Origin of the sequence: Paenibacillus sp. FSL R5-0766 (genome assembly GCF_037971845.1) — a bacterium.
Taxonomy (GTDB): domain Bacteria; phylum Bacillota; class Bacilli; order Paenibacillales; family Paenibacillaceae; genus Paenibacillus.
On record NZ_CP150227.1, the window covers coordinates 6322529 to 6347567 of the forward strand.

22 protein-coding genes and 1 riboswitch are annotated in these 25039 nt (G+C 47.2%); of the genes, 2 read left to right on the forward strand and 20 right to left on the reverse strand.

Annotated elements, in window-relative coordinates; translation table 11 throughout:
* Positions 1-178: 178 nt before the first annotated feature.
* The 12 genes from wecB to prfA all read right to left on the reverse strand — a co-directional run bounded on the left by wecB (position 179) and on the right by prfA (position 13958).
* Positions 179-1336 carry a UDP-N-acetylglucosamine 2-epimerase (non-hydrolyzing) gene (gene wecB, locus MKY66_RS27375; protein WP_036667768.1) on the reverse strand — a complete coding sequence of 386 codons (1158 nt, stop codon included), beginning with the start codon at positions 1334-1336 and terminating at the stop codon, positions 179-181.
* A gap of 38 nt (positions 1337-1374) precedes the next feature.
* Positions 1375-2004: a uracil phosphoribosyltransferase gene (gene upp, locus MKY66_RS27380; RefSeq protein ID WP_017691929.1), complete on the reverse strand. Its 630-nt coding sequence runs from the start codon at positions 2002-2004 to the stop codon at positions 1375-1377.
* A 426-nt stretch (positions 2005-2430) separates the two neighbouring features.
* Entirely contained in the window at positions 2431-3678 is a 1248-nt protein-coding gene (glyA, locus tag MKY66_RS27385) for a serine hydroxymethyltransferase (protein WP_017691928.1), read from the reverse strand.
* 271 nt (positions 3679-3949) lie between these two features.
* Entirely contained in the window at positions 3950-4543 is a 594-nt protein-coding gene (locus MKY66_RS27390) for a TIGR01440 family protein (RefSeq protein WP_076209793.1), read from the reverse strand.
* Positions 4544-4684: 141 nt separating this feature from the next.
* A riboswitch (ZMP/ZTP riboswitch) is annotated at positions 4685-4766 on the reverse strand.
* Between the two features lie 96 nt (positions 4767-4862).
* Entirely contained in the window at positions 4863-5435 is a 573-nt protein-coding gene (locus MKY66_RS27395) for a low molecular weight protein arginine phosphatase (protein ID WP_036612575.1), read from the reverse strand.
* 58 nt (positions 5436-5493) lie between these two features.
* Positions 5494-6054, reverse strand: a complete 561-nt coding sequence (locus tag MKY66_RS27400; RefSeq protein WP_076209792.1) for a manganese efflux pump MntP family protein — start codon at positions 6052-6054, stop codon at positions 5494-5496.
* Positions 6055-6229: 175 nt separating this feature from the next.
* Entirely contained in the window at positions 6230-7468 is a 1239-nt protein-coding gene (locus MKY66_RS27405) for an L-threonylcarbamoyladenylate synthase (RefSeq protein ID WP_076209791.1), read from the reverse strand.
* Between the two features lie 181 nt (positions 7469-7649).
* Positions 7650-8309: a stage II sporulation protein R gene (spoIIR, locus tag MKY66_RS27410; protein ID WP_076209790.1), complete on the reverse strand. Its 660-nt coding sequence runs from the start codon at positions 8307-8309 to the stop codon at positions 7650-7652.
* 877 nt (positions 8310-9186) lie between these two features.
* Positions 9187-10407 carry an FtsW/RodA/SpoVE family cell cycle protein gene (locus MKY66_RS27415; RefSeq protein WP_076209789.1) on the reverse strand — a complete coding sequence of 407 codons (1221 nt, stop codon included), beginning with the start codon at positions 10405-10407 and terminating at the stop codon, positions 9187-9189.
* A gap of 268 nt (positions 10408-10675) precedes the next feature.
* Entirely contained in the window at positions 10676-11896 is a 1221-nt protein-coding gene (locus tag MKY66_RS27420; RefSeq protein WP_076209788.1) for an FtsW/RodA/SpoVE family cell cycle protein, read from the reverse strand.
* 85 nt (positions 11897-11981) lie between these two features.
* Positions 11982-12866 carry a peptide chain release factor N(5)-glutamine methyltransferase gene (gene prmC, locus MKY66_RS27425; RefSeq protein WP_083656978.1) on the reverse strand — a complete coding sequence of 295 codons (885 nt, stop codon included), beginning with the start codon at positions 12864-12866 and terminating at the stop codon, positions 11982-11984.
* Between the two features lie 24 nt (positions 12867-12890).
* Positions 12891-13958, reverse strand: coding sequence for a peptide chain release factor 1 (prfA, locus tag MKY66_RS27430; RefSeq protein ID WP_076209786.1), 1068 nt, complete (start codon positions 13956-13958; stop codon positions 12891-12893).
* A gap of 498 nt (positions 13959-14456) precedes the next feature.
* Here prfA and MKY66_RS27435 point away from each other — a divergent pair, with 498 nt between their 5' ends.
* Entirely contained in the window at positions 14457-15311 is an 855-nt protein-coding gene (locus tag MKY66_RS27435) for a carbon-nitrogen hydrolase family protein (protein WP_076209785.1), read from the forward strand.
* Between the two features lie 141 nt (positions 15312-15452).
* On the opposite strand, the gene ychF is transcribed toward MKY66_RS27435, so the two are convergent.
* The gene (gene ychF / locus MKY66_RS27440; protein WP_017691917.1) at positions 15453-16553 is read right to left on the reverse strand and encodes a redox-regulated ATPase YchF; all 1101 of its coding nucleotides are present in this window, start codon (positions 16551-16553) and stop codon (positions 15453-15455) included.
* A 121-nt stretch (positions 16554-16674) separates the two neighbouring features.
* Entirely contained in the window at positions 16675-17145 is a 471-nt protein-coding gene (locus tag MKY66_RS27445; RefSeq protein ID WP_248278076.1) for a GNAT family N-acetyltransferase, read from the reverse strand.
* Between the two features lie 213 nt (positions 17146-17358).
* On the opposite strand from MKY66_RS27445, the gene MKY66_RS27450 reads away from it, so the two are divergent.
* Entirely contained in the window at positions 17359-17793 is a 435-nt protein-coding gene (locus MKY66_RS27450) for a hypothetical protein (protein ID WP_076209784.1), read from the forward strand.
* An 82-nt stretch (positions 17794-17875) separates the two neighbouring features.
* Here the strand turns inward: MKY66_RS27450 and MKY66_RS27455 are convergent, their stop codons facing one another.
* The 6 genes from MKY66_RS27455 to MKY66_RS27480 all read right to left on the reverse strand — a co-directional run bounded on the left by MKY66_RS27455 (position 17876) and on the right by MKY66_RS27480 (position 25039).
* Positions 17876-18046 (reverse strand): aspartyl-phosphate phosphatase Spo0E family protein, encoded by a 171-nt coding sequence (locus MKY66_RS27455; protein WP_076209783.1) that lies wholly within the window; start codon positions 18044-18046, stop codon positions 17876-17878.
* Between the two features lie 301 nt (positions 18047-18347).
* Positions 18348-19685, reverse strand: a complete 1338-nt coding sequence (locus MKY66_RS27460; protein ID WP_083656968.1) for a transcriptional regulator — start codon at positions 19683-19685, stop codon at positions 18348-18350.
* Positions 19686-19860: 175 nt separating this feature from the next.
* Positions 19861-20658 carry a hypothetical protein gene (locus MKY66_RS27465; RefSeq protein WP_076209782.1) on the reverse strand — a complete coding sequence of 266 codons (798 nt, stop codon included), beginning with the start codon at positions 20656-20658 and terminating at the stop codon, positions 19861-19863.
* Between the two features lie 359 nt (positions 20659-21017).
* Positions 21018-22085 (reverse strand): type 2 isopentenyl-diphosphate Delta-isomerase, encoded by a 1068-nt coding sequence (gene fni, locus MKY66_RS27470; RefSeq protein WP_076209781.1) that lies wholly within the window; start codon positions 22083-22085, stop codon positions 21018-21020.
* Positions 22086-22412: 327 nt separating this feature from the next.
* The gene (gene crtI / locus MKY66_RS27475) at positions 22413-23894 is read right to left on the reverse strand and encodes a phytoene desaturase family protein (protein ID WP_076209780.1); all 1482 of its coding nucleotides are present in this window, start codon (positions 23892-23894) and stop codon (positions 22413-22415) included.
* Positions 23891-25039: a glycosyltransferase family 2 protein gene (locus MKY66_RS27480; protein ID WP_076209779.1), complete on the reverse strand. Its 1149-nt coding sequence runs from the start codon at positions 25037-25039 to the stop codon at positions 23891-23893. The genes crtI and MKY66_RS27480 overlap by 4 nt, the downstream gene beginning before the upstream one ends.

The window sequence follows — 25039 nt, forward strand, 5'->3', positions numbered from 1 at the left end:
GCCACCCTTGCAATCCCAGTTAATTTTACTGAATGATGAGAGCCTTTGTCAATTGAATGATTTTAGCGTTTTAAAGGGGGAAACGACGGGAATACAGACCCTCAAAGCCCATAAACCCGCGTAAACCGTACAGTTTAACTGTATGCTTGCCCTTTATAAATCCGTCAGAAAAAATGTATTATTTTTTGAATTTTCTGTGAAATGATTCCGGACGCTCACTATTTACACCGAAATGATGCAAAATCGCATTGACAATTCTTTCCGAAGCATGTCCATCACCGTATGGATTGGCAGCCTGGCTCATGCTTGCATACAGGGTTTTGTCTGTAAGCAGAGCTTTGGTCCGTTCATACACACGTTCCTCTTCGGTACCTACCAATTCCAGCGTTCCGGCTTCAATACCTTCCGGGCGTTCTGTTGTATCGCGCAATACGAGCACAGGCACACCAAACGAAGGCGCTTCTTCCTGCAAACCGCCTGAATCGGTCAAAATCAAGTGAGTGTGCGGGTAAAAATTATGCAAATCCACCACGTCTAGTGGATCAATTAATTGAATACGGGGATGATTCCCCAAAATCGCGTGAGCCGGCTCCTTCACAGCAGGACTTGGATGCACCGGGTACACGATGGCAATATCTTCAAATTCGTCGGCAATCCGTTTGACGGCCTGGAAAATGTTGCGGTGAGGCTCGCCTTGAGATTCACGGCGATGAGCTGTCATCAGCACAAGGCGTTTGCCTTGGGCCCAATCAAGTACCGGGTGTGTGTAGTCCTCCCGTACAGTATATTGAAACACATCTGTTACCGTGTTGCCTGTGACGTACGTACTAGACTCTGATTTATTTTCTTTGGCAAGATTGGAAGAAGACCAATCCGTAGGCGCAAAGTGTAGATCCGCCAGTACTCCCGTCAGCTGACGGTTCATCTCTTCCGGATATGGAGACAGCTTGTTCCACGTCCGCAGCCCAGCTTCCACATGTCCTACCTGAATCTGTTGCAAGAATGCTGCGTAGCTCGCTACAAAGGTAGTTAATGTGTCCCCGTGAACCAGTACAATATCCGGCTTCGCTTCGGCTAACACCGGTTCCAGACCGCCAAGCACACGAATTGTGATTTCATTCAATGTCTGACGGTCCTTCATCACATCCAGATCATAATCGGGATGAATGTCGAAAACTTCAAGTACCTGATCCAACATCTGGCGATGCTGCGCAGTTACGCAAACAATAGATTCAATAGACTCAGGGTGTTTCTGCAATTCCAAAATAAGCGGAGCCATCTTGATGGCTTCCGGACGCACCCCGAAGATCGTCATGACTTTAATTTTGTTGGACATTCGAGCAAAGCCCCTTTTCTACTCCGCATGCAATATGCTTATTTAGTGCCGTATAGACGGTCTCCTGCATCTCCAAGCCCTGGAACGATATAACCATGATCATCCAGACGGTCGTCCAATGCTGCTACATAGATGTCCACATCGGGATGTGCATCTTGCACAGCTTTTACGCCTTCCGGTGCTGCAACCAGGTTCATCATCTTGATTTGGGTACAGCCACGTTTTTTGAGCACGTCAATAGCTGCAATTGCCGAACCACCCGTTGCCAGCATCGGATCAATTACAATCAACTGACGCTCTGTTACGTCTGTAGGCAGTTTGGTGTAGTATTCTACCGGTTGCAGTGTTTCCGGGTCACGGAACAGACCAACATGTCCAACTTTTGCCGCTGGCAACAATTTCACAACGCCATCTAGCATTCCGAGTCCTGCGCGCAGAATCGGCACCAGTCCGAGCATACGTCCAGAGATGACTTTACCTTGTGTTGCAGCTACAGGTGTCTGTACATCAATCGTTTCCAGTTCAACATCTCTTGTAATTTCATAAGCCATCAACGTTGCTACTTCATCCACCAATTCACGAAAATCTTTCGTATTCGTACGCATGTCGCGTATAAACGTCAGTTTGTGTTGAATCAAAGGGTGATCACATATTACTAATTTTCCCATCTAATTTGTCCCTCCGGTAAGTTCTTCATGTTCAGCATTTCCAAATATACCTAGCCACCATTCATGGGCTCGATAAATCCTGTATATTATATCATCACCAACAACGAATTACACCATCAAAGGGCACCCAATCATTACAGATTACCGAATCCTATAAAAAACAGGACCGGAAAATGATCCATCCGGTCCTGTTTTGCTCATGCTGTTATGTCATTGAGTATGTTCAAAAACGTGTAAACACTAATGATGCTCCGCAAACCGAATGACCTTCCGATCGCTGTTATCCCCAGATTTCTTTGATCCAATTATAATTGTTGAAATCTGGGGATAAAGGCGAGCGCTACGCTTCTTCAGGTTCTTTCGGTTTGCTCCATCTGTGTGTGTACATTAAGAACACTCAAATACAAACACCATTAGCAAAGTTTTTTAGTATTTAAGATCGGTATAGAGCGGGAATTGGTCTGTCAGTGCAGTCACTTCTGCACGAGCTTCATCCAGCTTCGCTGTATCTTTTGGATTTTTCAATGTTTTAGCAATGATCTTACCGATCGCTACCATCGCTTCTTCGTTCATGCCACGGGAAGTTGCAGCAGGTGTACCAATTCGAATACCACTCGTTACAAACGGGCTTGTAGGGTCGAATGGAATTGCATTTTTGTTCACGGTAATGCCGATGGAATCAAGTACATGCTCAGCTTCCTTACCTGTGATGTTCACACTGCGTGTGTCAATCAGCATCAAGTGGTTATCTGTACCACCGGATACGATGTTCAATCCTTCAGCGATCAGTGTTTCAGCCAGAACCTGTGCGTTTTTCACGACATTCTGTGCATATGTTTTGAACGAAGGTTGCAAAGCTTCACCGAATGCTACCGCTTTGGAAGCAATCACGTGCATCAAAGGTCCACCTTGGGAACCTGGGAATACGGCTTTATCAATCGCTGCTGCCCATGCTTTGCGGCACAGAATCATACCACCACGAGGTCCACGCAGCGTTTTGTGTGTGGTTGTTGTTACGAAATGCGCATGTGGAACCGGGTTTGGATGCAAACCAGCAGCAACCAGTCCTGCGATATGAGCCATGTCCACCATGAACAAAGCGCCTACATCATTGGCGATGGAAGCCAGCTTTTCAAAATCAATGGTACGCGGATATGCACTTGCACCTGCAACGATCAGACGAGGGCGGTGTTTGAAAGCCGCTTTGCGTACTTCATCATAATCAATCAGGAATGTATCTTCCTGTACGCCGTATGCTACAAAGTTGTACAGCAAACCAGATGCGTTAACCGGGCTACCGTGTGTGAGGTGTCCACCATGGGCAAGGTTCATACCAAGTACAGTATCACCAGGTTTCAACGCTGCAAGATATACTGCCATGTTCGCTTGTGCACCGGAGTGAGGTTGAACATTCACGTGTTCTGCTCCGAACAATTCTTTTGCACGATCACGCGCGATGTCTTCAACGATGTCCACATGCTCACAACCGCCATAGTAACGTTTACCTGGATATCCTTCAGCATACTTGTTGGTCAGAACAGATCCCATTGCTTCGATTACTGCTTCACTTACGATGTTCTCGGATGCAATCAGTTCGATGTTGTTCTGTTGACGTTTCAGTTCAAGATTCATCGCTTCCAGTACTGCCGGGTCATTCTTGCGCAATTGTTCCATGATTAAATTCCTCCCAGGTATAAGTGAAATTATAAAGCGAAACTACAGTGGTTACACTCCTGACTTCGATTGCATCACCATCTTCCGATCGCTGTTATCCCCGAATTTTTCTGAACTCCCTTATAATAAGGGGAAAATCCGGGGATAGCGTATGCTTCCGATGTAGCTTTCCTTCGGAAAGCTTTCAGGCGAACGCTTTGCTTCTTCAGCTTGGTGTTGCACTCTCCGTTTTCGTGTAAAGTCTAATTTAGCTTTATATTGGTTGAAGATATCAGTCACATAATGTCGAATCTGGTTGTTCTTCCATACGATACACCGCGCGTTCACCGCCAATCAACTTCGGACGGGTCAACGCTGTGGTTACACGAGCATCTCCAACATAGCGAAGCGCTGTACGATACGGTACGGCTACATGCCGGAGATGCATCCCAATCATCGTCTCCCCAATGTCCAGTCCCGCATGGGCCTGCACATGTTCAGCCAGGCATGGATCGGTCAGCGAACGATATGCTGCGGATGCCATTGAACCTCCGGCCTTGGGCACGGGTACTGCACCAACCTCGGTCAATCCAAGTCGAGTAAGCACAGAACGTTCCATTACCAGCGCACGGTTCAGATGCTCACAACATTGGAATACCGTGTCAAAACCGAACTCTTCCTGCACCTCGCGTATACCCGCAAGAAGCTGCTGCGCCACTTCAATGGCACCACTCGTACCAATCCGAGCGCCTGCGACTTCACTTGTGCTTGTACCGATCACAACGATCTGTCCAGGCCCAAGCTGTCCGGCAAGCGCCAGTTCATGCAGAATAGACGCGGTCTGTTCCTGCAATCCGGGTTGTTCCGAATCTAACTCTATAGTCATCCTATTATCGCCTCCCGATAAAATCATGCCCGCTGTCTCTTGGTTGTCCTTCGTATTCTTGCACGGCATCTCAGGTACTATTATAGCGAATAATCAGATGAAAGACGAAAAAAAGAGCAGTCTGCGGGTAACGCAGAATTGCTCTTTTGCCCAGGCGACCGGCCGTTTGTTCCGGTGCTCCATCGTGGTTATGCCCACTTCGTCGCCAGTTACACCGGATCCCTGTTTTCCCCTTCATCATAAAACAACCCGCGGCTAAAATCAACGGTTAATTTACATCACGTGTCCTATTTCTATAACCTGCCTCGCAGGATCAGAATTATCCCAGCTTATCCAAAAGCCGGTCCAATGCCGTCCGAATCTCAGCTGCAGCTATATTGTAATCATCACGACTTCCCCCAAACGGATCGGAGATGTCGAAACTTGGAATTCGTTGTCTAATCTCAATGGCTCGCTCACGCTCCGATGCCAGGATCTCTTGGCCAAGCGCACGTTTCATCTCAAGCGTTGCAAACAGGCTGTCCAACTCCTGAACATCACTTAATACCTGTTCATCATCCTCCACATATTCTTTCAATGTATAGGTTTTGTGGACTGAATCGGGAAAAACCTGCATGACATGCTGCTTATGACTCCGTGTTAATGTAAGAACCAGATCGGCCCAACCTACCAGGTTAGAGCTAAGCTGTGTGGAATGAGGTGGACCTTCAACGTTATGATCTCTCAAAACCGCTTCAGCATGTCGGGAAATCGGCATACCCGACGTTGCTGCCACACCTGCGGAGCGAACCTCTACCTGAATGCCGCGCTCCGATGCCAGTTTTCGCAAAAGCCCCTCTGCCATGGGGCTGCGGCACGTATTTCCTGTACATACGAATAAAATATGTTTCATTGTGTTAGCCTCCCCATTTTACATATGATGCGAATGATATGATATCTCAAGTTTTATTTTAAAATATAAACAAAAGTCCAAAAGCAAGCAAGATTGCGCCACCAATAGCTTCGCCGTAATCCCCGAGATTCTGACTCACCCGACGACCTAATAACAGCCCCATAACCGACATCACCCCGCCACACACACCGAAAGCAAGTACGGTCAAGATCAGATCACTGCTAAACATCCCTAAGGAAACGCCAACGGAGAACGAATCCACACTTACGCTGAGGGAGAACAACACAACGCCGAGCAGGGAACGGTGGTCCACCAGCTTTGTATCGCCTTCACGGAATGCATTCAGAATCATATGAGCACCCAGCAAAACAAGCAATCCACCTGCCGCATACGTCGTAATGTCACCGAGCAGGGAGCTGACGTATTTGCCCATATACATGCCGATGAGCGGCATGATGATATGAAATAGCGCCGTTACAATACTGATTCGCAATACATCCCGCAGCCGTATGCCCTTCATGCCAATTCCGATCCCGAGTGAGAACGCATCGAGGCCAAGCGCAATAGCCATGATCAAAATGGTTACCAACTGCCCCACATGGGCAGACACATCCCACATCCCCATACCCCCAAGTCACGTAAAGGTTCTTGTACACGATATGCGGACAAGGACCTAAACATGACCGATGAAAGACAAACGGCGATGGACCTCTGGTCAGATGCTGGCTTTATAGAATCTTGATTTTGTTTTGAAAAAAGGTTGATTACTCTCCTGACTGTATGATCAGGAGAGCTTATAAGGGGCGCTGGTTGCCAACTTGTATGAGTTGGTTCCCCGCAGCCTTGAGCAGCCGATTCATGACGGCTGCTCCCAGCCCTTCGCGTGAGCAGGCTTCAGCCACAATATATGTGGCGCCTTGCTCATCGCAGCTGCGCAGCGCGGCGTATAGCCGGCGCGCTGCTTCTTCCAGCTCGCTGGCGTCACCCAGCGAGAACACGGCATCGGCGCGGTACTGCTCCGCGTGCTCGGCGAACGCCAGCACCGCGGTGCGCTCTCCGCGCTGCGCCGCCTCTGCGAGGGCGGCGCTAATCCAGGCCGCCACCGCTGCGGGCGGCCCCTCTACCACGCACAGCGCCCCTGCGGGTGCGTAGTGCGTGTACTTCATGCCCGGCGAGCGCGGCGCCGGGCTACCCACACCATCGGCCCCCTCCGCTAGTAGCGCGGGGTCCGTGGCGACACGGGCGGCAACGGCGGACAGTTGTTCCGCCGTAATGCCGCCAGGGCGCAGGATGGTGACGGTACCGTCGTCACCGACCTGCACAACCGTGGACTCGACGCCCACCCCGGTGGGGCCACCGTCCACAATGCCGCCGATGCGGCCATCCAGATCCTCGCGCACATGAGACGCGAGTGTCGGGCTTGGCCGCCCGGAGCGGTTGGCGCTTGGCGCAGCCACAGGGCATGCCGCCGCCGCGATTAACTGCAAGGCCACCGGATGGTCCGGCATGCGCACGGCCACCGTGTCCAGTCCGGCGGTGACACGTGGGGACACCGCCCCCGGCCTAACCGGCAGCACCAGCGTCAGTGGTCCCGGCCAGAAGGCCGCCATCAGCGCTTCCGCCGTTTCGTTCACTTCCGTGACCAGAGTATCCAACTGGTCACGGTGCGCGATATGCACAATCAGTGGATTGTCGGAAGGTCGGCCTTTGGCGACAAATACAGCCTCGACGGCTGCTGTGTTACGCGCATCGGCACCCAGGCCATAGACCGTCTCGGTCGGAAAAGCCACCGTCTGACCTTGACGAATGCAGGCCGCGGCAGCCTGCAAGTCGGCGAGCGCCTGTTGATCGGCGCTCCCCTTTTTCACATCCAATATTTCAATATTACCCAATCCGAGATCATTCTCAGCGCTCACCAAGACGCGTACATCCCACATCTCGGTGACCAACTCTCCCGGAGCTTTCGTATCACGTTCTTCTCTACCATCCCTCATCTCAGAGGTGTGTTGAACTGGTTCGTTTTCTCTGCTCATATATCATCATTCCTAAACTTCAAGTAGGTTAGTTCATATCCATATTCAATATAACTAATTATAACATACCTGTCCCAACTCGGATGCCCTTCAAACTGCCCCCCGAAATTCCCCACTAATTCATATCAAAAGGGCAGCTCCCTTTATCGAAGTCACCCTTCTTAATAGTATAAATACGTTGTTATACGAATAATCCAGTTACCCAACTCCACAGTTTCACAGCCATATCCCACAGAAAGAATCTCGCCTCCGGTGTATCTCCCTGCACTGATGCCTCAGCATCTCCTAGTTCAGCAGCTGCGGCCGATACCGTTGAAGGTTTCGCCAGTGCATCCCCGGTCCCTGCATCAATGAAGCACAGCGGCGGGAACAACACACACCACCAGTTCTGACCTTTGCCTTCGCCCAGCGTAATCCGAACCGCTTCATAATCTCCCGCAGGGTAGACAGTACCCCCATATAGTTTGGTCGGGAATGGAACAGAACCCAGCTCCACCTGATACTCATAATTCAAACCGCGACTGGCCAACTCTTCTCCCACCTGACCCTCAATCTCCGACAGATGCTCACGAATAACCTTACGCGCTTCATCCAGACTTTGCGGATTCTCCAGCTCGGCTACCCACTCGCCCATCTGAGCAACGACAGCATCCCGAATCTCACGTTTCACCAATTGATCCCCCGGTGCATCCGAGTTTGCTAGAATACGCAAGCGAATCGATTGTTCCGGAATTGCTGTGGCTGCCACAGCTGCATCCGTTTTCTGACCTTCCCACATCATGATAATCATCATAAGACATACATTAATAAGTCCAATTTGCTTTACAATTCGTCTGTTCATTCCGTTCTCCCCCTCGGCTCTCTGATCACGTTGCCTGTAACTCTCTCATGTCTATCAGTATGCCCGGCAGAGACGGAAGTAAACCTAGCATTTACAATAAATTTACTAGAGTTTGTTCAAAAAGTCCGCTATTGATTACGAAGGATTCCTAGCTGCATCATCACGTCGAATATGAATTTCAGCCGAAATAAACGGGAGGCTTACGAAGTATGTTTCCGAAAGGAACACTTTAATTGCTCGCGTAGTTTATCCTTCGCTCCACTACTCCATTTCTAACCTAATCCCATCTTCTCGGTAGTGAAAACCCAACTATTTGAACACGTACTACTAGAATGTGTATTTAAACCCAGGCAAGTTATACGATGACAAATGTCGGCGTACAAGAAGCCTTCAAGACTGTACTGGCTGACCCTAGGCGAATGACTCTCGTGAATGACCAGTCGATGTCCTAAAGAACCGAGGACGTCTTATTTGCCCTTCAGGTCTTCTTTTGAAATTGTAAGGAACATGAGGCGAGTTATTTCCCAAAATCATCTAATCAACACGCTACAAAAGGCTGTTTATGTTGATATAACGTGTCTCAGATTCATTAGCTTTCTCCGGACACCACCTAACTCCTAACCCCCTAACAGCTGGCACCTGAAGCACCACAGCACGCTCGACACTCTGTTCCCAACTCTTACAGGTACGCCTCGGCTTACAACAGGCTCGAAGACACCTATGCATTGCTTCTCTCGTCCTCATTCACACTTTCTCACACATCATGTTAAAAAGGCTGATCTGCACCTGGTTACAGGGCAAATCAACCTCTTCATTTCTACGAACGATCACGTTATACGTCCCACCGCTTTACTTTTCACCTACACCGACTCAACAGTTACACAGCACTTTTCTCTTTCTTGAGCATATTCCATAAACGTTCCGACAACCGAGGTTGTTGCTCCCCCATCAGAAGTTCATCCTCCTCTTCTTGCCCGTACAACTTAATACTCATAACCACCCCAATACAAGCCATATTAATGAGCAGAGAGGTGCCACCGTAACTGATGAAAGGTAACGTAATACCTGTGAGTGGCATCAGTCCAAGGAACGCCCCCACGTTCTCAAACACCTGATACAACAACATTCCGATAATACCTACAATGATGACGGGTCCCGCGCGATCTCTGCATGTCAGAGCAATCAGCACCATACGTTGAATCAGAATAAAGTACAACAAAATCAGTACGGATGCACCAACAAAGCCAAACTCCTCTGCAATCACGACAAAAATGGAATCAGAGTACGTATAGGGGACTCGTCCACTCTGAACGGAAGTTCCTTGCAAATAACCTTTGCCGGTGATGCCCCCTGAACCAATGGCTAAACCTGCATTTTTTGTATGCCAGGAAGCTTTGGAGGTAGCCTTTTCCGGTACAAGCCAGGGATCAATCCGCTCCGCCCAATGCTCACGTTTAACCTTTTCAAGAAAAGTGAATACTTCATCATGGTAGAATGTATAGGCTTTGACAAAACCAAAGAACGCCACTCCCACAATCGCCAGTGTAATCAATGCGTGCTTCAGCCTCATATTCCCGATCCAGAATACCGCAGCCAGAATCACCACATACCCCAGCGCATTTCCCAAATCATTCTGAGCCATAACAAGGGCAAACGGAATAAATGCCCAACAGCCTATCGGCACAATATCTCTCCAAAATCTCAGCGTACCTCGTTGTCTCTTCACAATTAAATGAGCGAGAAACAGACTCAGAATCATTTTGAACAGCTCTGCCGGTTGAAAAGAAAAGTTCTCGCCCAGCTTCAGCCAACCGTTGGCGTTATTGATCGAACTGCCCAGCACATTCGCAAGGATCAGTAGTATGATCCCCAAGCCATACAAATAAAACGCATATTTCACATATAACTTGTAATTCACAAGCCCGATTACAAGTACCGCAATGAACCCGGCCACATAGAAATAAATCGTTTTGACATGATGATTCGCCAAGTTGGCATCTGTCTGCGTTCCGCTATAAATCGCAAATACACTAATAATCATGAGCAACAGCATTACAAAAAGAATAACACCGTCCATCTTTTTCAACATTCTCAACATGACTCCGTCCATCCCCCTGAAATCTAACATTCTATGATTTCCAATTGAACTCAATATTACCATTGTATATAATTGGATAATAAAATGGAAATCTGGATGCTTCAGGATGACTATTAAACCATTCAATGGCCTGACTCACACTCTAAAAACAATAAAAACCCCAAAACATCCACCCAATGTAACTTGGGTTGTCTGTTCCAGGGTTCTATAGTTATCTAGCTTATATACATAAATCTGACGTGCTGTTTCACGGTTTGACTCAAAAACGTTATTGCTCCTGCTGGGATGGCTTGCGTCTTAGCAATTTCCTCACCAGATCTGTAATACTCGGTTGTTCCGCAGAGCCAAGAATATCCTCGTTCTCTTCCGTGTGGACCTTAATACTCATCACAAGACCCATGCTGATCATGTTGATCATAATGGAGGTACCACCCGAACTGATAAACGGCAGCGTAATCCCTGTCAACGGCATCAGACCAATGAATGGACCAATATTAACAAAGATCTGGTAGAGCAGCATCGCTATGATACCAACAATGAGATAAGGTCCCGCGCGATCCTTACACTCCAGTGCAATCAGCACGAGCCTGTGAATAAGGATAAAGTACAGCAAAAGCAATACCGAGGCACCGATGAAACCAAATTCTTCCCCAATCTGCACAAAGATGGAGTCAGCATAGGCCAGCGGCACCCGATTTGACTGAATCGTCGTGCCTTCCATATAGCCTTTGCCTGTAATCCCGCCAGAACCAATCGCAAGCTTAGCATTATACGTCTGCCAGAGTACATCTCTTGAGGTCAGCTCTGGTACAAGCCAAGGGTCAAAACGATCCGCCCAGTGCGAACGTCCAATGTCATTCAGAAATTTAACAATCTCATCATGGTAATGAATATACGCCTGTGTACCACCGATAAAAGCAGCCACTGCTATCATAAAGCCAATGAGGGCATGCGTAAATTTAATGTTGCCGATCCATAATAGGCCCACAAGAATGACCACATAACTTAACGCATTCCCCAAGTCATTTTGGAGCAACACCAGCAGTAATGGTGGCATAACACAGAGTGTGATCGGGATAACATCACGTCCAAAATAGAGCGGACGATTCTTCTTTCGAGCCAAAAAGGCTGATAAAAACACAATCAGGCATAGTTTGAACAACTCAGCAGGCTGCAAACTGACCCCGAAGATGGACAGCCAACCTTTTGCACCATAGTACTCTTTACCAAAGAACATAACGAATATGAGCAGGAGCATCCCCACGCCATAGATATATAAATAATTTTTGATTATGAATTTATAGTTGATCATCGACATCCCAAAAAAGACTACGAATCCCAAAATATAAAAGATCACTGCACTTTTCGGGAGTCCCTCCAGCTTTGGACGACCAAACGTTGTACTGTAAATCGACAAAATACTGATAACCATCAGAATAACCAATATAAACACAATAGAATAGTCTATCTTTTTAAATTTGTGCAGCATGTAATTATGTTCCCCCAAGCATTCAGAAATCTCCGGTATATCTCATTGTAGAGGATTTCACGGCAAAAAGAAAACCCGCAGAACCTTACATTTTCGTCACCTGTTCCGAAGTACGAACACCCAGGACATGCCGCTCGATTCCGGCAAGGTCCGGTACAATGATAATTTCCGGCCAATATCCCGCCGTTTCAAGCAGAGCCGCGATGTCGCGAGCTTGCCCCTGGCCCAGCTCAAAACCAATGATCTGCGGCGGCGCAGGCAACAGCGCCAGTTGCTCCAACATGAAACGGTACGGTGCGAGCCCATCCGGACCGCCGTCCAGTGCCATGCGCGGCTCATGATCGCGCACCTCTTGCTGTAACCCGGCGATATCCGCCGCCGGGATATAGGGCGGGTTGGACACCAGGATGTCCACCCGAGCCCCGGCGAACGGGGCCAGCAGATCGCCTTCACGGAAGTCGATCTGTACCCCGTTCGCGGCCGCGTTCCGCGCGGCCACTTGCAGGGCAGCCGCCGAGAGATCACCGGCGCCTACCTGCCAGCGCGGGCGCAGTGAAGCCATCGTCACCGCGATGGCACCACTGCCCGTGCCGATATCGACGGCGAGCGGAGCGCCGTCAGGAAACACGCGGTCGGCTTCGCGTAGCACAGCCTCGACCAACAGCTCGGTCTCCGGCCGCGGAATCAGCACAGCCGACGTGACCTCGAACGGCAGCCCATAGAATTCCTGGCTGCCGATAATGTATTGCGCCGGCTCACCCGCAGCCTTGCGCGTGACGGCGTCCTCCCACCGGCTGCGATGCTCGGTGGGAAAAGGCTCCGGCTGCATCATGTAATACGCGGCGCCATAAACGCCGAGTACATGTTCCAGCAGCAGCCGGGCATTGTTTTGCGGCTCGTACACGCCGCACTTCTCCAAAAAAGAGGAAGCCTCCACGAAGGCTTCCCGACAGCTCTGTTCCGGCGTCATGACAAACTGCGCGCGGGTCACAGATTATTCTCCTCTATCCATCATCTCAGTCTGCTGAGCAATGGTCAGTGCAGACAAGATATCTTCAATCTCCCCGTTCATGATCTGATCCAGCTTGTGCATCGTCAGACCGATACGGTGATCCGTCACACGGCTTTGCGGGAAATTGTACGTACGAATCCGCTCACTCCGGTCACCCGTCCCCACTTTACTCTTCCGCTCAACAGAGATCTTCGCTTCCTCTTCCATACGTTTCATATCGAAGATACGTGTACGCAGAACCTGCAATGCTTTTTCCTTGTTGGAGTTCTGTGATTTTCCATCCTGACATGTCGCAACGATTCCCGTTGGAACGTGCGTTACCCGTACTGCGGATTTCGTGGTATTAACCGATTGTCCACCGGCACCACTGGAACAGAACGTATCAACACGGATGTCTTTGTCATGAATTTCAATATCGAAATCTTCGGCTTCAGGCATAACCGCAACCGTTGAAGTTGACGTATGAATACGTCCGCCGGATTCGGTTGTTGGAATACGCTGTACACGGTGTGCGCCGCTTTCGTATTTCATTTTGCTGTATGCGCCACGTCCGTTGATCAGGAAAACAACCTCTTTGAATCCACCGAGATCATTTGTGTTAACGTCCATCAGCTCTACACGCCAGCCTTGTGCATCTGCATAACGTGTGTACATCCGATACAGATCTGCTGCAAACAATGCTGCTTCATCTCCACCAGCTGCTCCGCGAATCTCAACAATAACGTTTTTGTCGTCATTCGGATCTTTTGGCAGCATGAGTACACGAATCAATTCGTCCAGTTCCTTCTGGCGAGTGCTCAGTTCGTCAATTTCCATTTTGACCATTTCGCGCATCTCATCATCCAGCTTCTCACCCTGCATTTCCTTCGCAGCTTCGAGATCCTGACTTACCTGTTTGTATTCATTGTACGCTTCATAAGTTGGTTGCAGATCGGATTGTTCTTTGGAGTATTCCCGCAGCTTTTTGTTGTCACTTGCCACATCCGGGTCACACAAAAGCTCGCTCAACTTGTCATAACGGTCGGCTAACGCCTGTAATTTATCCAACATGTATAGTCACCTCACGCATTATTTTGTCCAAGCACATCACATTTTCAATAATTATTTCAATCCAACATTAATTACATCTATAATCTATATTCCACAACGCACAGGATTCTCACGAATCCCCTGACCGCAGCATGTATTCACATTCATGTATGATCGACGTATAACATCGCTACAACGTCATCAAATCCTTTACTTTTAAAGTGAAATCAAGAAATCGTGTACCCTGAATGAAATCCGCTTCAGCTCATCTGTTCTAGCGCGAATTTCAACGTGGTATACGACTCTTAATTATAGCATATTCTTATGGTTCTGAATAGTAACTGTTCCGCATGCAGATGAACTAATTTTTAAATGCAATTTTCTCAACTTTCACTCGTTGCCATCCTGCTCATGGATCAGCCTGCCGGAAATGATTGTAACAAATAGATCATTCAATTTTCTTTCTGATGTTGTAAAATAAATTCAATGGATATTTGAGTTTAGGAGGGAATGGATGATATGAACTTAACACCAGCTGTTTATCCAACAGAAAAATTAAAGATTGCTTTGGCACAATGTTCTTCGATCGACGGAAATATTGAAGAGAACGTTAATAGGGCTTATGAGATGATTGAAGAAGCTGGAAAAGAGCATGCCGATATTATCATGTTTCCAGAAAAATACCTGACGGGATATGTGCCAGAAATCGTAGAATCTAATTTAACTGAATATACACTCTCCATTAATGATGCGAGGATTGATAAGTTGCGTCAAGCATGCAAAAAGTACGGCATTTGGTCAATCATCGGAACCCCAGTAAGAAGAAGCGAGGATGTGTTCATCTCTTCAATTATAATAGATTCCAATGGACATGAAGTAGGTGTTTATGACAAGTCTCATTTATTTCAAACAGAGAAGGAACTGTTTTCAACCAATAATGAGCAGGTCATCATTAAATTAAAGGGCTGGAATATTGGGATGGCCATCTGTTATGATGCAGGTTTCCCTGAACATTCTCGTCTTTTAGCACAAAATGGCTGTCATTTATATATGGGTAGCTCTCTTTTTAGTAAAGGAATGGGGTACAAAGAGTCACGAGTATGGTTTCCTGCCCGCGCTCTGGATAATACGATATTTACAGCGATGTGTAATCACGTTGGAACAACCGGAGTCTGGGATACGTGTGGACATAGCGGTGTATGGAACCCTCTAGGTGATAATATAATTGATGCCTCGCAAGACAACGTTGAATTGCTATTGGCTGAATTAGACCCCGCTCTTCTTAATCAAGCTAGAAATGGCGAAAGAATGCTTGCAGATTCGTTTGATATAAATAAAGAACACTATTCTTTCAAGACTATTGTCAGTAATTAAGCAAACCTCGTATGAATTGAAGCCTATATAAGTACATTACGATTGAAGTCGCCCCATACATCGATACTAAAAACCCTACAATCTTCACGAGAAGATCGTAGGGTTTTTGGTTATTGAATCTACATATAAACTTGTAACAACCTATACGTTGAAACGGAAGTGCATAACGTCGCCGTCATTTACAACGTACTCTTTACCTTCAAGACGAAGTTGTCCGCGCTCTTTAGCACCGTTCATGGAACCCGCTGCAACCAGATCGTCGTAGGAAACCACTTCTGCACGGATGAATCCACGTTCGAAGTCGGTGTGAATGACACCCGCTGCGCCAGGTGCTTTGGTACCTTTGCGGATTGTCCAAGCACGAACTTCCTGTACACCTGCTGTGAAGTATGTGTACAGACCGAGCAATTTGTAAGCCGCTTTGATCAACAGGTTCAGACCGGAATCCTCGATACCGAGTTCTTCCAGGAACATTTGTTTATCTTCGCCTTCCAGCTCGGAGATCTCTTCTTCAACCTTTGCACTGATTGGCACCACTTCTGCATTCTCAGCAGCTGCAAATTCTCTTACTTTTTGCACGTAAGCATTGTTCGCCACGTCACCGATTTCGTCCTCAGCTACATTGGCTGCATACAGAACAGGCTTCAGGGTAAGCAAGTGCAGATCGCGCACGATCAGAAGCTCGTCATCCGTAAGTTCCATGCTGCGTGCCGGCTTGTCATCGTACAGAACAGCCTTCACTCTCTCCAATACTTCTACTTCTTGAGAGGCAGTCTTGTTGCCGCCCTTCATGTTTTTCTTGGAGCGATCGATTTTCTTCTCAACACTCTCGATATCGGCCAGGATCAGCTCCAGATTGATCGTCTGGATGTCGCTCACCGGGTCAATTTTACCATCGACGTGTGTGATGTTCTCATCTACAAAGCAACGTACCACGTGTACAATTGCATCTACCTCACGAATGTGGGCAAGGAACTTGTTACCAAGACCTTCGCCTTTGCTCGCACCGCGAACAAGACCTGCGATATCTACAAACTCAAACGCTGTTGGTACTGTTTTCTTAGGTACAACGAGTTCTGTCAGTTTGTCCAAACGCTCATCGGGTACTTCAACGATCCCCACGTTAGGGTCAATCGTACAGAACGGATAGTTTGCCGATTCGGCACCTGCTTGTGTAATAGCGTTAAACAACGTAGATTTTCCGACGTTCGGAAGCCCTACAATTCCTGCTTTCAAAGCCATGTATATGACAACTCCTCATTGATTACTTGTTCGGTATGGATAATCCTATACATTATATATGACAAACCTCAAGGCATCAAGGAACTTCGCCAATTCGACCAGAGTCCGATCCGCTATTGGTTTAACCTTTGATTTCCTTGTACATCGTCAGATCCGTTACCTCATATCCCATCTTGCGATACAGGCTGCTCGCCCGCACATTATGTCCAAACACATGCAAACCAATGCGATCCACGCCAAGACTCAAGGCCGTCTGTTCAAGCGCCTGCATTGTCTCTGTTCCGTATCCCTTACCACGATGCGCTTCTTCAACCACAATATCCAGCAAAAAAGCATCCTTCCCGCGGCGATTATCCGTGATGTTAAACCAGATATATCCCACATTTCCGTCCACAGGGTGCACCAGATTGTAGAGATACGCTCCCGGTGTGTTCAAGCCTTCTGGCAGATAACGTTCATAAGATTCCTCGGCAAGTTGCTGCGCCTCTTCCTCAGCCCAGGTACCCGCTTCTACTTTTTCTTCTGCAAAATCCTTAATCGATCGAATGCGAAAACTCGCATAATCTTCCTGATTCATTGGAGAAAGTTCCAAGTTATTCCCCTCCTTATTAAGAGTGATCTTAATTATGTATGAACTCTGTGCAGTCCTTTTTGCACTACTAGTATCTTATTGTATCCTGTTCTCTCGCTTAGCGCATGAAGTTATTCTGACGGTTCGGTTTTCAATTTTCATATTTATCCATTTTAATCAAAACTTTTGATCTCTTCTCATCGTTTATACCTCATAGGAAAGGAGTGGATCATATTGAACACACGTCGCCGATTCTCCAAAAAGAAAATGATTATCTTATCCGCTATCATACTCGGAATCGCCATAGTCGCTTTTATGAGCTTTCTGAATGCAATGGATCCCTTTCGCCACTTAAGAATCACGATCCACAATCAGTCCGACTATGACCTCACCCATATTCAGGCTAGCCTAGTCCAAGGCGACAACTCGTTAAACAACAATGAGAGTGGCTCCACCTACGTATTCAATAAGGATATTCCCAGCGGAGCAAACGTGAAATTCGCCCCGCAGCTGAAACGTTCCGGGGAGGGGGCCGTCTCCTTGGCGTTTACGGACAGCCGCGGAAAAACCTATAACAAAACAGTTTGCGGTTATACCGAATACTTGTCCGGCAATTCCTACGTCACTGTAACCAATGAGAATGTCACCGTGAAAGATGAATGTATGTAATAGCGATACTTCGCTCTGTGGACTTATGTTAAAATATAGGGGCGAGCGACCCGCCAAAGTTTCTCGCCCAAAGTCGATTGAATTATTCAATCGGCTTATTTATTTTAACCTGATTGTATTGATTAATTAGATCATCCAGGACCATAGATTGCTGTATAACATGAGGATGAAGCAGATCTCCATAGTCCACCTTGAGTTGATAGAGCTTTTGTCTCGCTGCTTCGATCTGCAACTTGAGCTCACCACAATCCATATTCACCCCTCCCTGTTGTAACATTCTAGTCCATTCTGCTAATTAGTAGGAAATCAAGTGAACTCCAACACGAAAAAGCTCCCTTCAACGTAGACAATTCACCATTCTACTTGAGGGAGCAGCTCATATTCAAAAAGCGTATTTTCAGAAATGCTGGTTAACTCCCTGTGCCGTGGCCATTAGTTGTCACGATTACTGGACGGTCTTTTTCAACGGGGATGGGTTGAGTAGTAGGAAAAACAACGCCTACTGTGATACTGCATGTAACTATCAATACTGCCAATTTCATCTTCTTTTATCTTCAAAGCTCCCGAATCAACTTATTGTAACGCAGTTTAACTTCTTCGACTGAACAATACCGAAACTCCTCAAACAAAGATTCGAGAATACCCTCTTTATTCTTAATTTTAATTGCAAAATCCAACCCTCTAAGGATAAACTCATATCCTTTGGTAAAATCTTGATGTTGTAGATAATATCTCCCTAGGCCGACAAGCAAAGTAACATATTGATCATTCGTAAATTGCTCGCTGATTTTCCCAATACGGCTACTCTGTTCTTGGTACATGAAATACGCGTCATATGCTTCAAGAACTGAGTCAATGTTGATATCAAACCGATTTGCCGCATTCACAATTGCACATAAAGCAGGGAAGATTTCGTTCTCTCTCTCCGAGATGTAGTTCATATAACTTGGGATAACCTCTGTTTTACCTGACATTAATTCATATAGATAACAGTTGCCTTCTGCCCATTCCTCGAACTGACGAATAACAACGGTTTCCTCGTCACTCGGATTATTTATCCAGCTATAATCGGTGTACAAAGAGACATATTGAAGTGCCTTTTCATATTCTTCATAGTAGAAACAAGCTTCTCCAAGCGCTAAATATGCGTACAAAACGTAGAAAACAATCTGCTTTTTGGGTTTAGCCTCGGGCTCTTCAGATGTTACCCCTAATTCATAATGGATCATTGCTTTTAGTTTTAACTTGTCAGCAAGATTCTTCACCTTATCCCATCGGCGTAACGAAGCATACACATTAATCAAATCGTTCAATCCATCCAGCTGGTAGTGTTCATCAAGCCGATCTACAAAAAACTCAAACTGCGTAGCAAGTGTAAGATTGCTCAACTGATCCTTGGAAAGTCCGATTGTGAACAAACGATACTGACTTAGAGCCAACCGTTCAGAATGTTGCATTTTCTCACCCTCGGCTACACAAAGGTACAAGGGCTTGGCCGCTTCCAACTTCCCTTCACGATATAACTGTTCAGCCAACTCGAACAAAAGCGGTGCATAGGAAAGATTATCCATAATTTGATTAACGGCTTCTTTCATATAATCGACCTTACCGAGTTCGGCACAACGGTATAAAAAGGGCCCCAGTCTTCGCCAATCCGGGCTCGTATGTACAAAACACTCATGTATGTATAATTCATAGAAGTAACCCTCTATTAGACCCATCCCGGCAGTAATTCGATCCAATTGCTGCATGCCTATGGGACGAAGCCCGTTCAGCGTACTACTCAACGTCCCTGAGTTAATTCCCGATATCTCAGAGAATTGATTGAGTGTCATATGGTTCGTTTTTAAGTAGTCTGCTAAATGATCACGTATTGTGGCTACTGATTTCAAAGGTACACCACCTTCCAAACAAAAATAAGCAATGGTCAATAAAATAATACTATATTTTTGAATTTAATATCAATATTTTACTTGTAAATAATTTACTTTCATTTAAATTCAACATATCTATTATCACATTAAAAAAGCCGAACGATATTACGCTCGGCTAGTTAACATTCTATTATTATTTGCTGATTAGAAGCATCTGAGATAGAAAGACATCTGTTGTTGAAAGAAAAAAGACATTTGGAAAATACTTAGCCAGCTTCTTCATCTCTGTACTATCCATAACCTCTTCTTCCCTCCAACCCACACAATAACATATAAAATAAGGAGCTAAGGCTAGTTGTAGCTGAACAAATTCAATAAATTTCATTTCTTGTTGAGTAACTTCTAAATCACAGATTTCTGATGTATTCGGCCTATACTGGTAAGTGACATAAGGAGTGTGAATCAATGCTTGCCCTCTTACCCTACTTAAAAAGAACAAAATAAATGGATTTAAGCGCCCCTCCGTATACAACGTATGATAACCATCGTATACCTTCTTCATCGAATCTGGATCTGATAAAGTAATCTGAATATGAACCTTCCCGTTTTTATATGCAACTTGTAGAGAGTCGAAAAGCGTAAGTAGCTTCATGACCAGTTTTTCATTTAATTGACCTTCTAACTCTGGATAGTGTAGTTCTCCTACATACTTAGGTTGGTTGGTCCCTGCTTGAAGTTCACCCTGATAGATCATATAGAATTGGAACAAGGCAAACTGTATATCCACATTAGACAAAATAACTTCTTTTAAATCCTGCTTTTCGAATACAATTTCGTTAAATGCCACTCCACTATCTAAAATTTTTCTAACTACTATCATGTTTTCTTGAATAGAATAAACCTCTTGCTTCAATACTTCTTCATGCTCTGGATCACTATACAAGGTATTGAGACCACCACTATCTATTTTAAAAAGAGTTTTTTCAATCATATCAATTGACTCCTTACAAAAATATAGTTTTTAAGCAAAAGGCGTGTAGCTGTCGCCACACGCCGAATATATAATACTTGTACTAGAATTAGAAATAATGTTCCCAATCAAAGAATACATCAGCATTCGACCAACCGCCAGTTAATTTCACAGTCGCGTATCCCTCAACCATAATCATGCTAGTGTCAAAATTAATTTTGATATCACTTTCCTCAGTAATATTCACAGGGAGTGTGTAATGATCTGCAACCTGATTATGATAATAGCCATTAATTCATTCACGCATGTGCACAACGGGGAATTAAGTGTTCCTTATATAAGACGAAACATTACACCTTTTCATAATTCAAATCTTTATGTTAACGCCGTTCCACCAGCCGCTCCGTCTGTTTCAAATCCTCAATCCGCCCTGCGCCAATGCCAAACATCACCGTACGCAGCTCGAATTCGACCTGTTCCAACCGCTCATTCAGTGCATCATCGGAAGCAACTGCGGATTCGAGCAGAGATCGGCCAAAACCAGCCAGGTCCGCTCCGAGCGCGAGGGCTTTGGCCGCATCCACGCCTGTGTACAGTCCACCGCTGCCAATCAGGGCACCAGTAGGGTTCAACGCTCGTACTTCCTGAATACACTCCGCTGTCGGAATGCCCCAATCGGCAAAAGCTTCAGCAGCTGCCCGGCGTACCGGGTTATTGTTGCGGTACTTCTCCACCTGTACCCAGCTTGTACCACCTGCACCGGCTACATCAATGAACGACACACCTGCTTCATACAGGCCTTTCGCCGTCACACCATCGATGCCAAAACCTACTTCTTTCACGCCAACAGGCACGTCTAACTCGCGACACAAGTGCTCAATCCGTTGAAATAATCCACTGAAGTTGGTATTACCTTCCGGCTGAAAAACCTCCTGCAACGTGTTCAGATGAAGCACGAGCATGTCCGCACCCGCAATATCCACGGCGCGCTGGAAATCAGCCGTGCTGAAACCATAGTTCAGCTGCACCGCGCCCAGGTTGGCAATGACCGGGATGTCCGGTGCCCAGCGCCGCACATCGAAGGTACTCGCCAGTTCCGGCTGTTCCACGGCAGCCCGGATCGAACCTACGCCGAGCGCCCAGCCTCTGGCGTTTGCTACTCGGGCGAGGCGCTCATTGATGGCGCCCGTTGTTTTGCTTCCACCCGTCATCGAACTGATGAGCAAGGGTGTGCGTACTTTTTTGCCAATAAACGAAGTCTCCAGATGCACCTCTTCAAAATCCAGCTCCGGCAGTGGGTGATGGCGAAACGCAAACCGCTCCATACCGCTGGTTACCCCTTCTCCTGCCACATTCTCCTCAAGACAGAGGCGCACGTGTTCCAGCTTCCGTTCTCCCGTAGCCACTTCGGGAAGCAGCCGCTCGCCGGCTCGCTCTTGTTCATTCATGATGAGACCTCCTATGTGAGAATCGTGCGGATCGACAGGATAACCTGCCTGTTCCTAGCTTCTATGTATATAAGTCTTTTGTAAAAAAGACAAAACATTTATTAATTAAGCATTACAGCTCAACTCTATCCAGTATAACGTTCCAATCCACCTATTGAAAGGATGCCCCGACACCAAATGTCTCACTTAAATCACGGAGCACCACTATCTTATGCCTACTCAAAAGCACGGATCTTCCGTCTCAACCTCAAAGCTGGTTAACACGGACGACGAACACGCACTTGGATTAACAGATCACATTTTCACTCCATCATCTGCACAACGAACTTATCTCAAGATTTCCGATGCCAATTGCTCACCAACAAGCTGCCCGGACAGCGTCACAATCGGTGTGCCGCCGCCTGGATGTGTTGTTCCGCCAACGTACCAGAGTCCTTGTACATCTTTGCTTCGGTTGCCTGGTCGCATGAAGGTCTGCTTCACCGAATTGGAGGAGATGCCGTAGATCGACCCTTGATGCGCCAAGGTATCCCGTTCGATATCTCGCGGTGTGTACCGGATCAGCACATTGGATTCATTCAACCCGGTAATTCCCCGCGCTGCCAACTGTTCCAGCACAAACGCACCGTAACGTTCTGTCTGCTGCTCCCAATTCCACGAATCCGACAAGTAAGGGGCATTAACGAGAATGAACAGGTTACTGGCTCCCGCCGGAGCCATGCCCGCTTCCGAATAACCGGAATAACAGATGTAGATCGTGGGATCGGCGGGCATTTTGCGGTCACGGAAAATATGGTCAAACTCCGGTTCATACCGTTCCGGGAAGAAGACCGTATGGTGCAGTAGCGCATCATATTGTCTTCGCACACCCGCCAGCGTTACAAATCCCGAAATGGATGGCTCATACTTCTGTATGCGCGCATCGCTCATCTCTTTCCGATGTTCCGGTGCGAGCAGCAGTCGATTCACGCTAAGCACATCTCCATTGGCAACCACCTGGTCGGCTTCCCGGAAACCTTGATCTGTATCCACGCCAGCCACTTTGCCATTCCGAACAACAATCTGCCGAACTTCTATGCCCGTAATGATCTGTACACCTTTTTCCCGTGCCAGCCGAGTCATTCCTTCGATCAGTTGATAGGTTCCTCCTTTGACTCCGTAGATGCCCACTTCTGCTTCCACATGACCCATCATTGCAAAGATGGAGGGCGATTGATACGGCGATGATCCCACATAGGTCGCGTACCGTCCGAACATAGCCAGCGTATGTGGATGCTGGAAATACGAACGCAGTAACTTATCCAGCTTCACCGTTGGCCGCACGCGGAGCAGGCTGCGCAGCATCTGGAGATTGTATTTGTCAGAAGGAGACAGCAGCAACTTACCGAGAAAATGACGATTAGCTTCCGCATACAGTGCAGCAGATTCATCCATAAACGCATCATAACGAGCCGCATCCTCCGGACTGTACGTCGCGATCTGCTCTTTCATCCACCCGCGATTGCCTGACAAATCTACCACTGTGCCATCTGCGAATATATTACGCGTGCGGGGCTCTAACTCATATAACTGCACGTAATCTTCCATTGCTACTCCCGCATGGTCGAAGACTGAACGAAAGGTGGATGGCATCGTGATTGTGCTCGGTCCCCGGTCAAAATGATACCCGTCCCGCTCAATCTGCTGCAGCTTGCCACCTACGTGTTGCTGCCGTTCCAGAATGGTTACCTGCACACCTTGAGAAGCCAGTCGTATCGCACACGACAGACCTCCAAATCCTGCACCGATTATAATGACGTTACCTCTCAACTGTACCGCCTACCTTTCCATACATACCCCTTGCCGGAGCGGCCTGCCTGCCAGGAAGCGAGTCCGATGGCAATGACACAGGCCATGCTGACCGGTTGCAGAAGAGCAAGCCACCAGGGCTGTCCACCAGCATGATCCGCTGCTCTTTTCACAGCCATACCTAATAATGTTCCTATCAATCCATACAGAATGGACACCGAACTACCCGTCATGAGTCCAATAGTCAATCCTAGTGGAGGCGCAATATACATCAGTGTATACATTAACATCGTGCCAAGCAGCAGCACGTCTTTGCGCCCCATACCTTCGTACATGTTTTTCTTGTATCCGTTCCATACTTCTGCACCATTCTGATACATGCGGGTATTCGTTACGTCATGCACGTCTGTCAGCATCACCGGATGACCTGCGCGCTTGACCGCTTTGGCTAGACTCATGTCATCTACCAGATGTGCCTGAATGGCAGCATGACCACCGGAAGCCTCGTAACTGGAGCGATGAATCAGCAAAAAAGCCCCCGTAGCGGCTACAAACATCGGACTGGATGATCTGCGTATCATAAAAATGGGCAGATGACTGATGATGGTGAAGACCATCATGGGCACAACAAGCTTTTCCATCCACGTCTTCGTTACCTGATAAGGAAAACCGGTTACCAGTCCCCCGCTCTGCTCACACCCTGCCGCAAGAGTCTGCCGAATCGCACTTGGCTCCAAACGCACATCCGCATCCACGAACATGTACCATTCTCCCTTGGCTTCCTGAACCAATCTGTGACACGCATGAGATTTCCCCATCCAGCCCTCGGGAAGATCAACACCATGCAGTAGACGCACACGTGCATCCCGATCCGCAATCGCCTGTACCATGGTCGCTGTCTCATCTTCGGAGCGATCATCCAGTACTAGCACTTCCATCCGGAATCCCGACGTATCGCTCGCGAGCACACTTTCCAGACATCCTTCGATATGTAGTCTTTCATTTCTGGCTGGAATCAGCACCGAGACCAGCAGGTCTGGTGGTTGTATTCGGTCTGCTCGGAATAAACGTACTTTGGGCAGACAGGAGACGTTCCATAGAGCGAACAGCAACTGTATGCCCAATATGCAGGTAAGCACAATCCAGAAGATTTCAGATGCATTCAT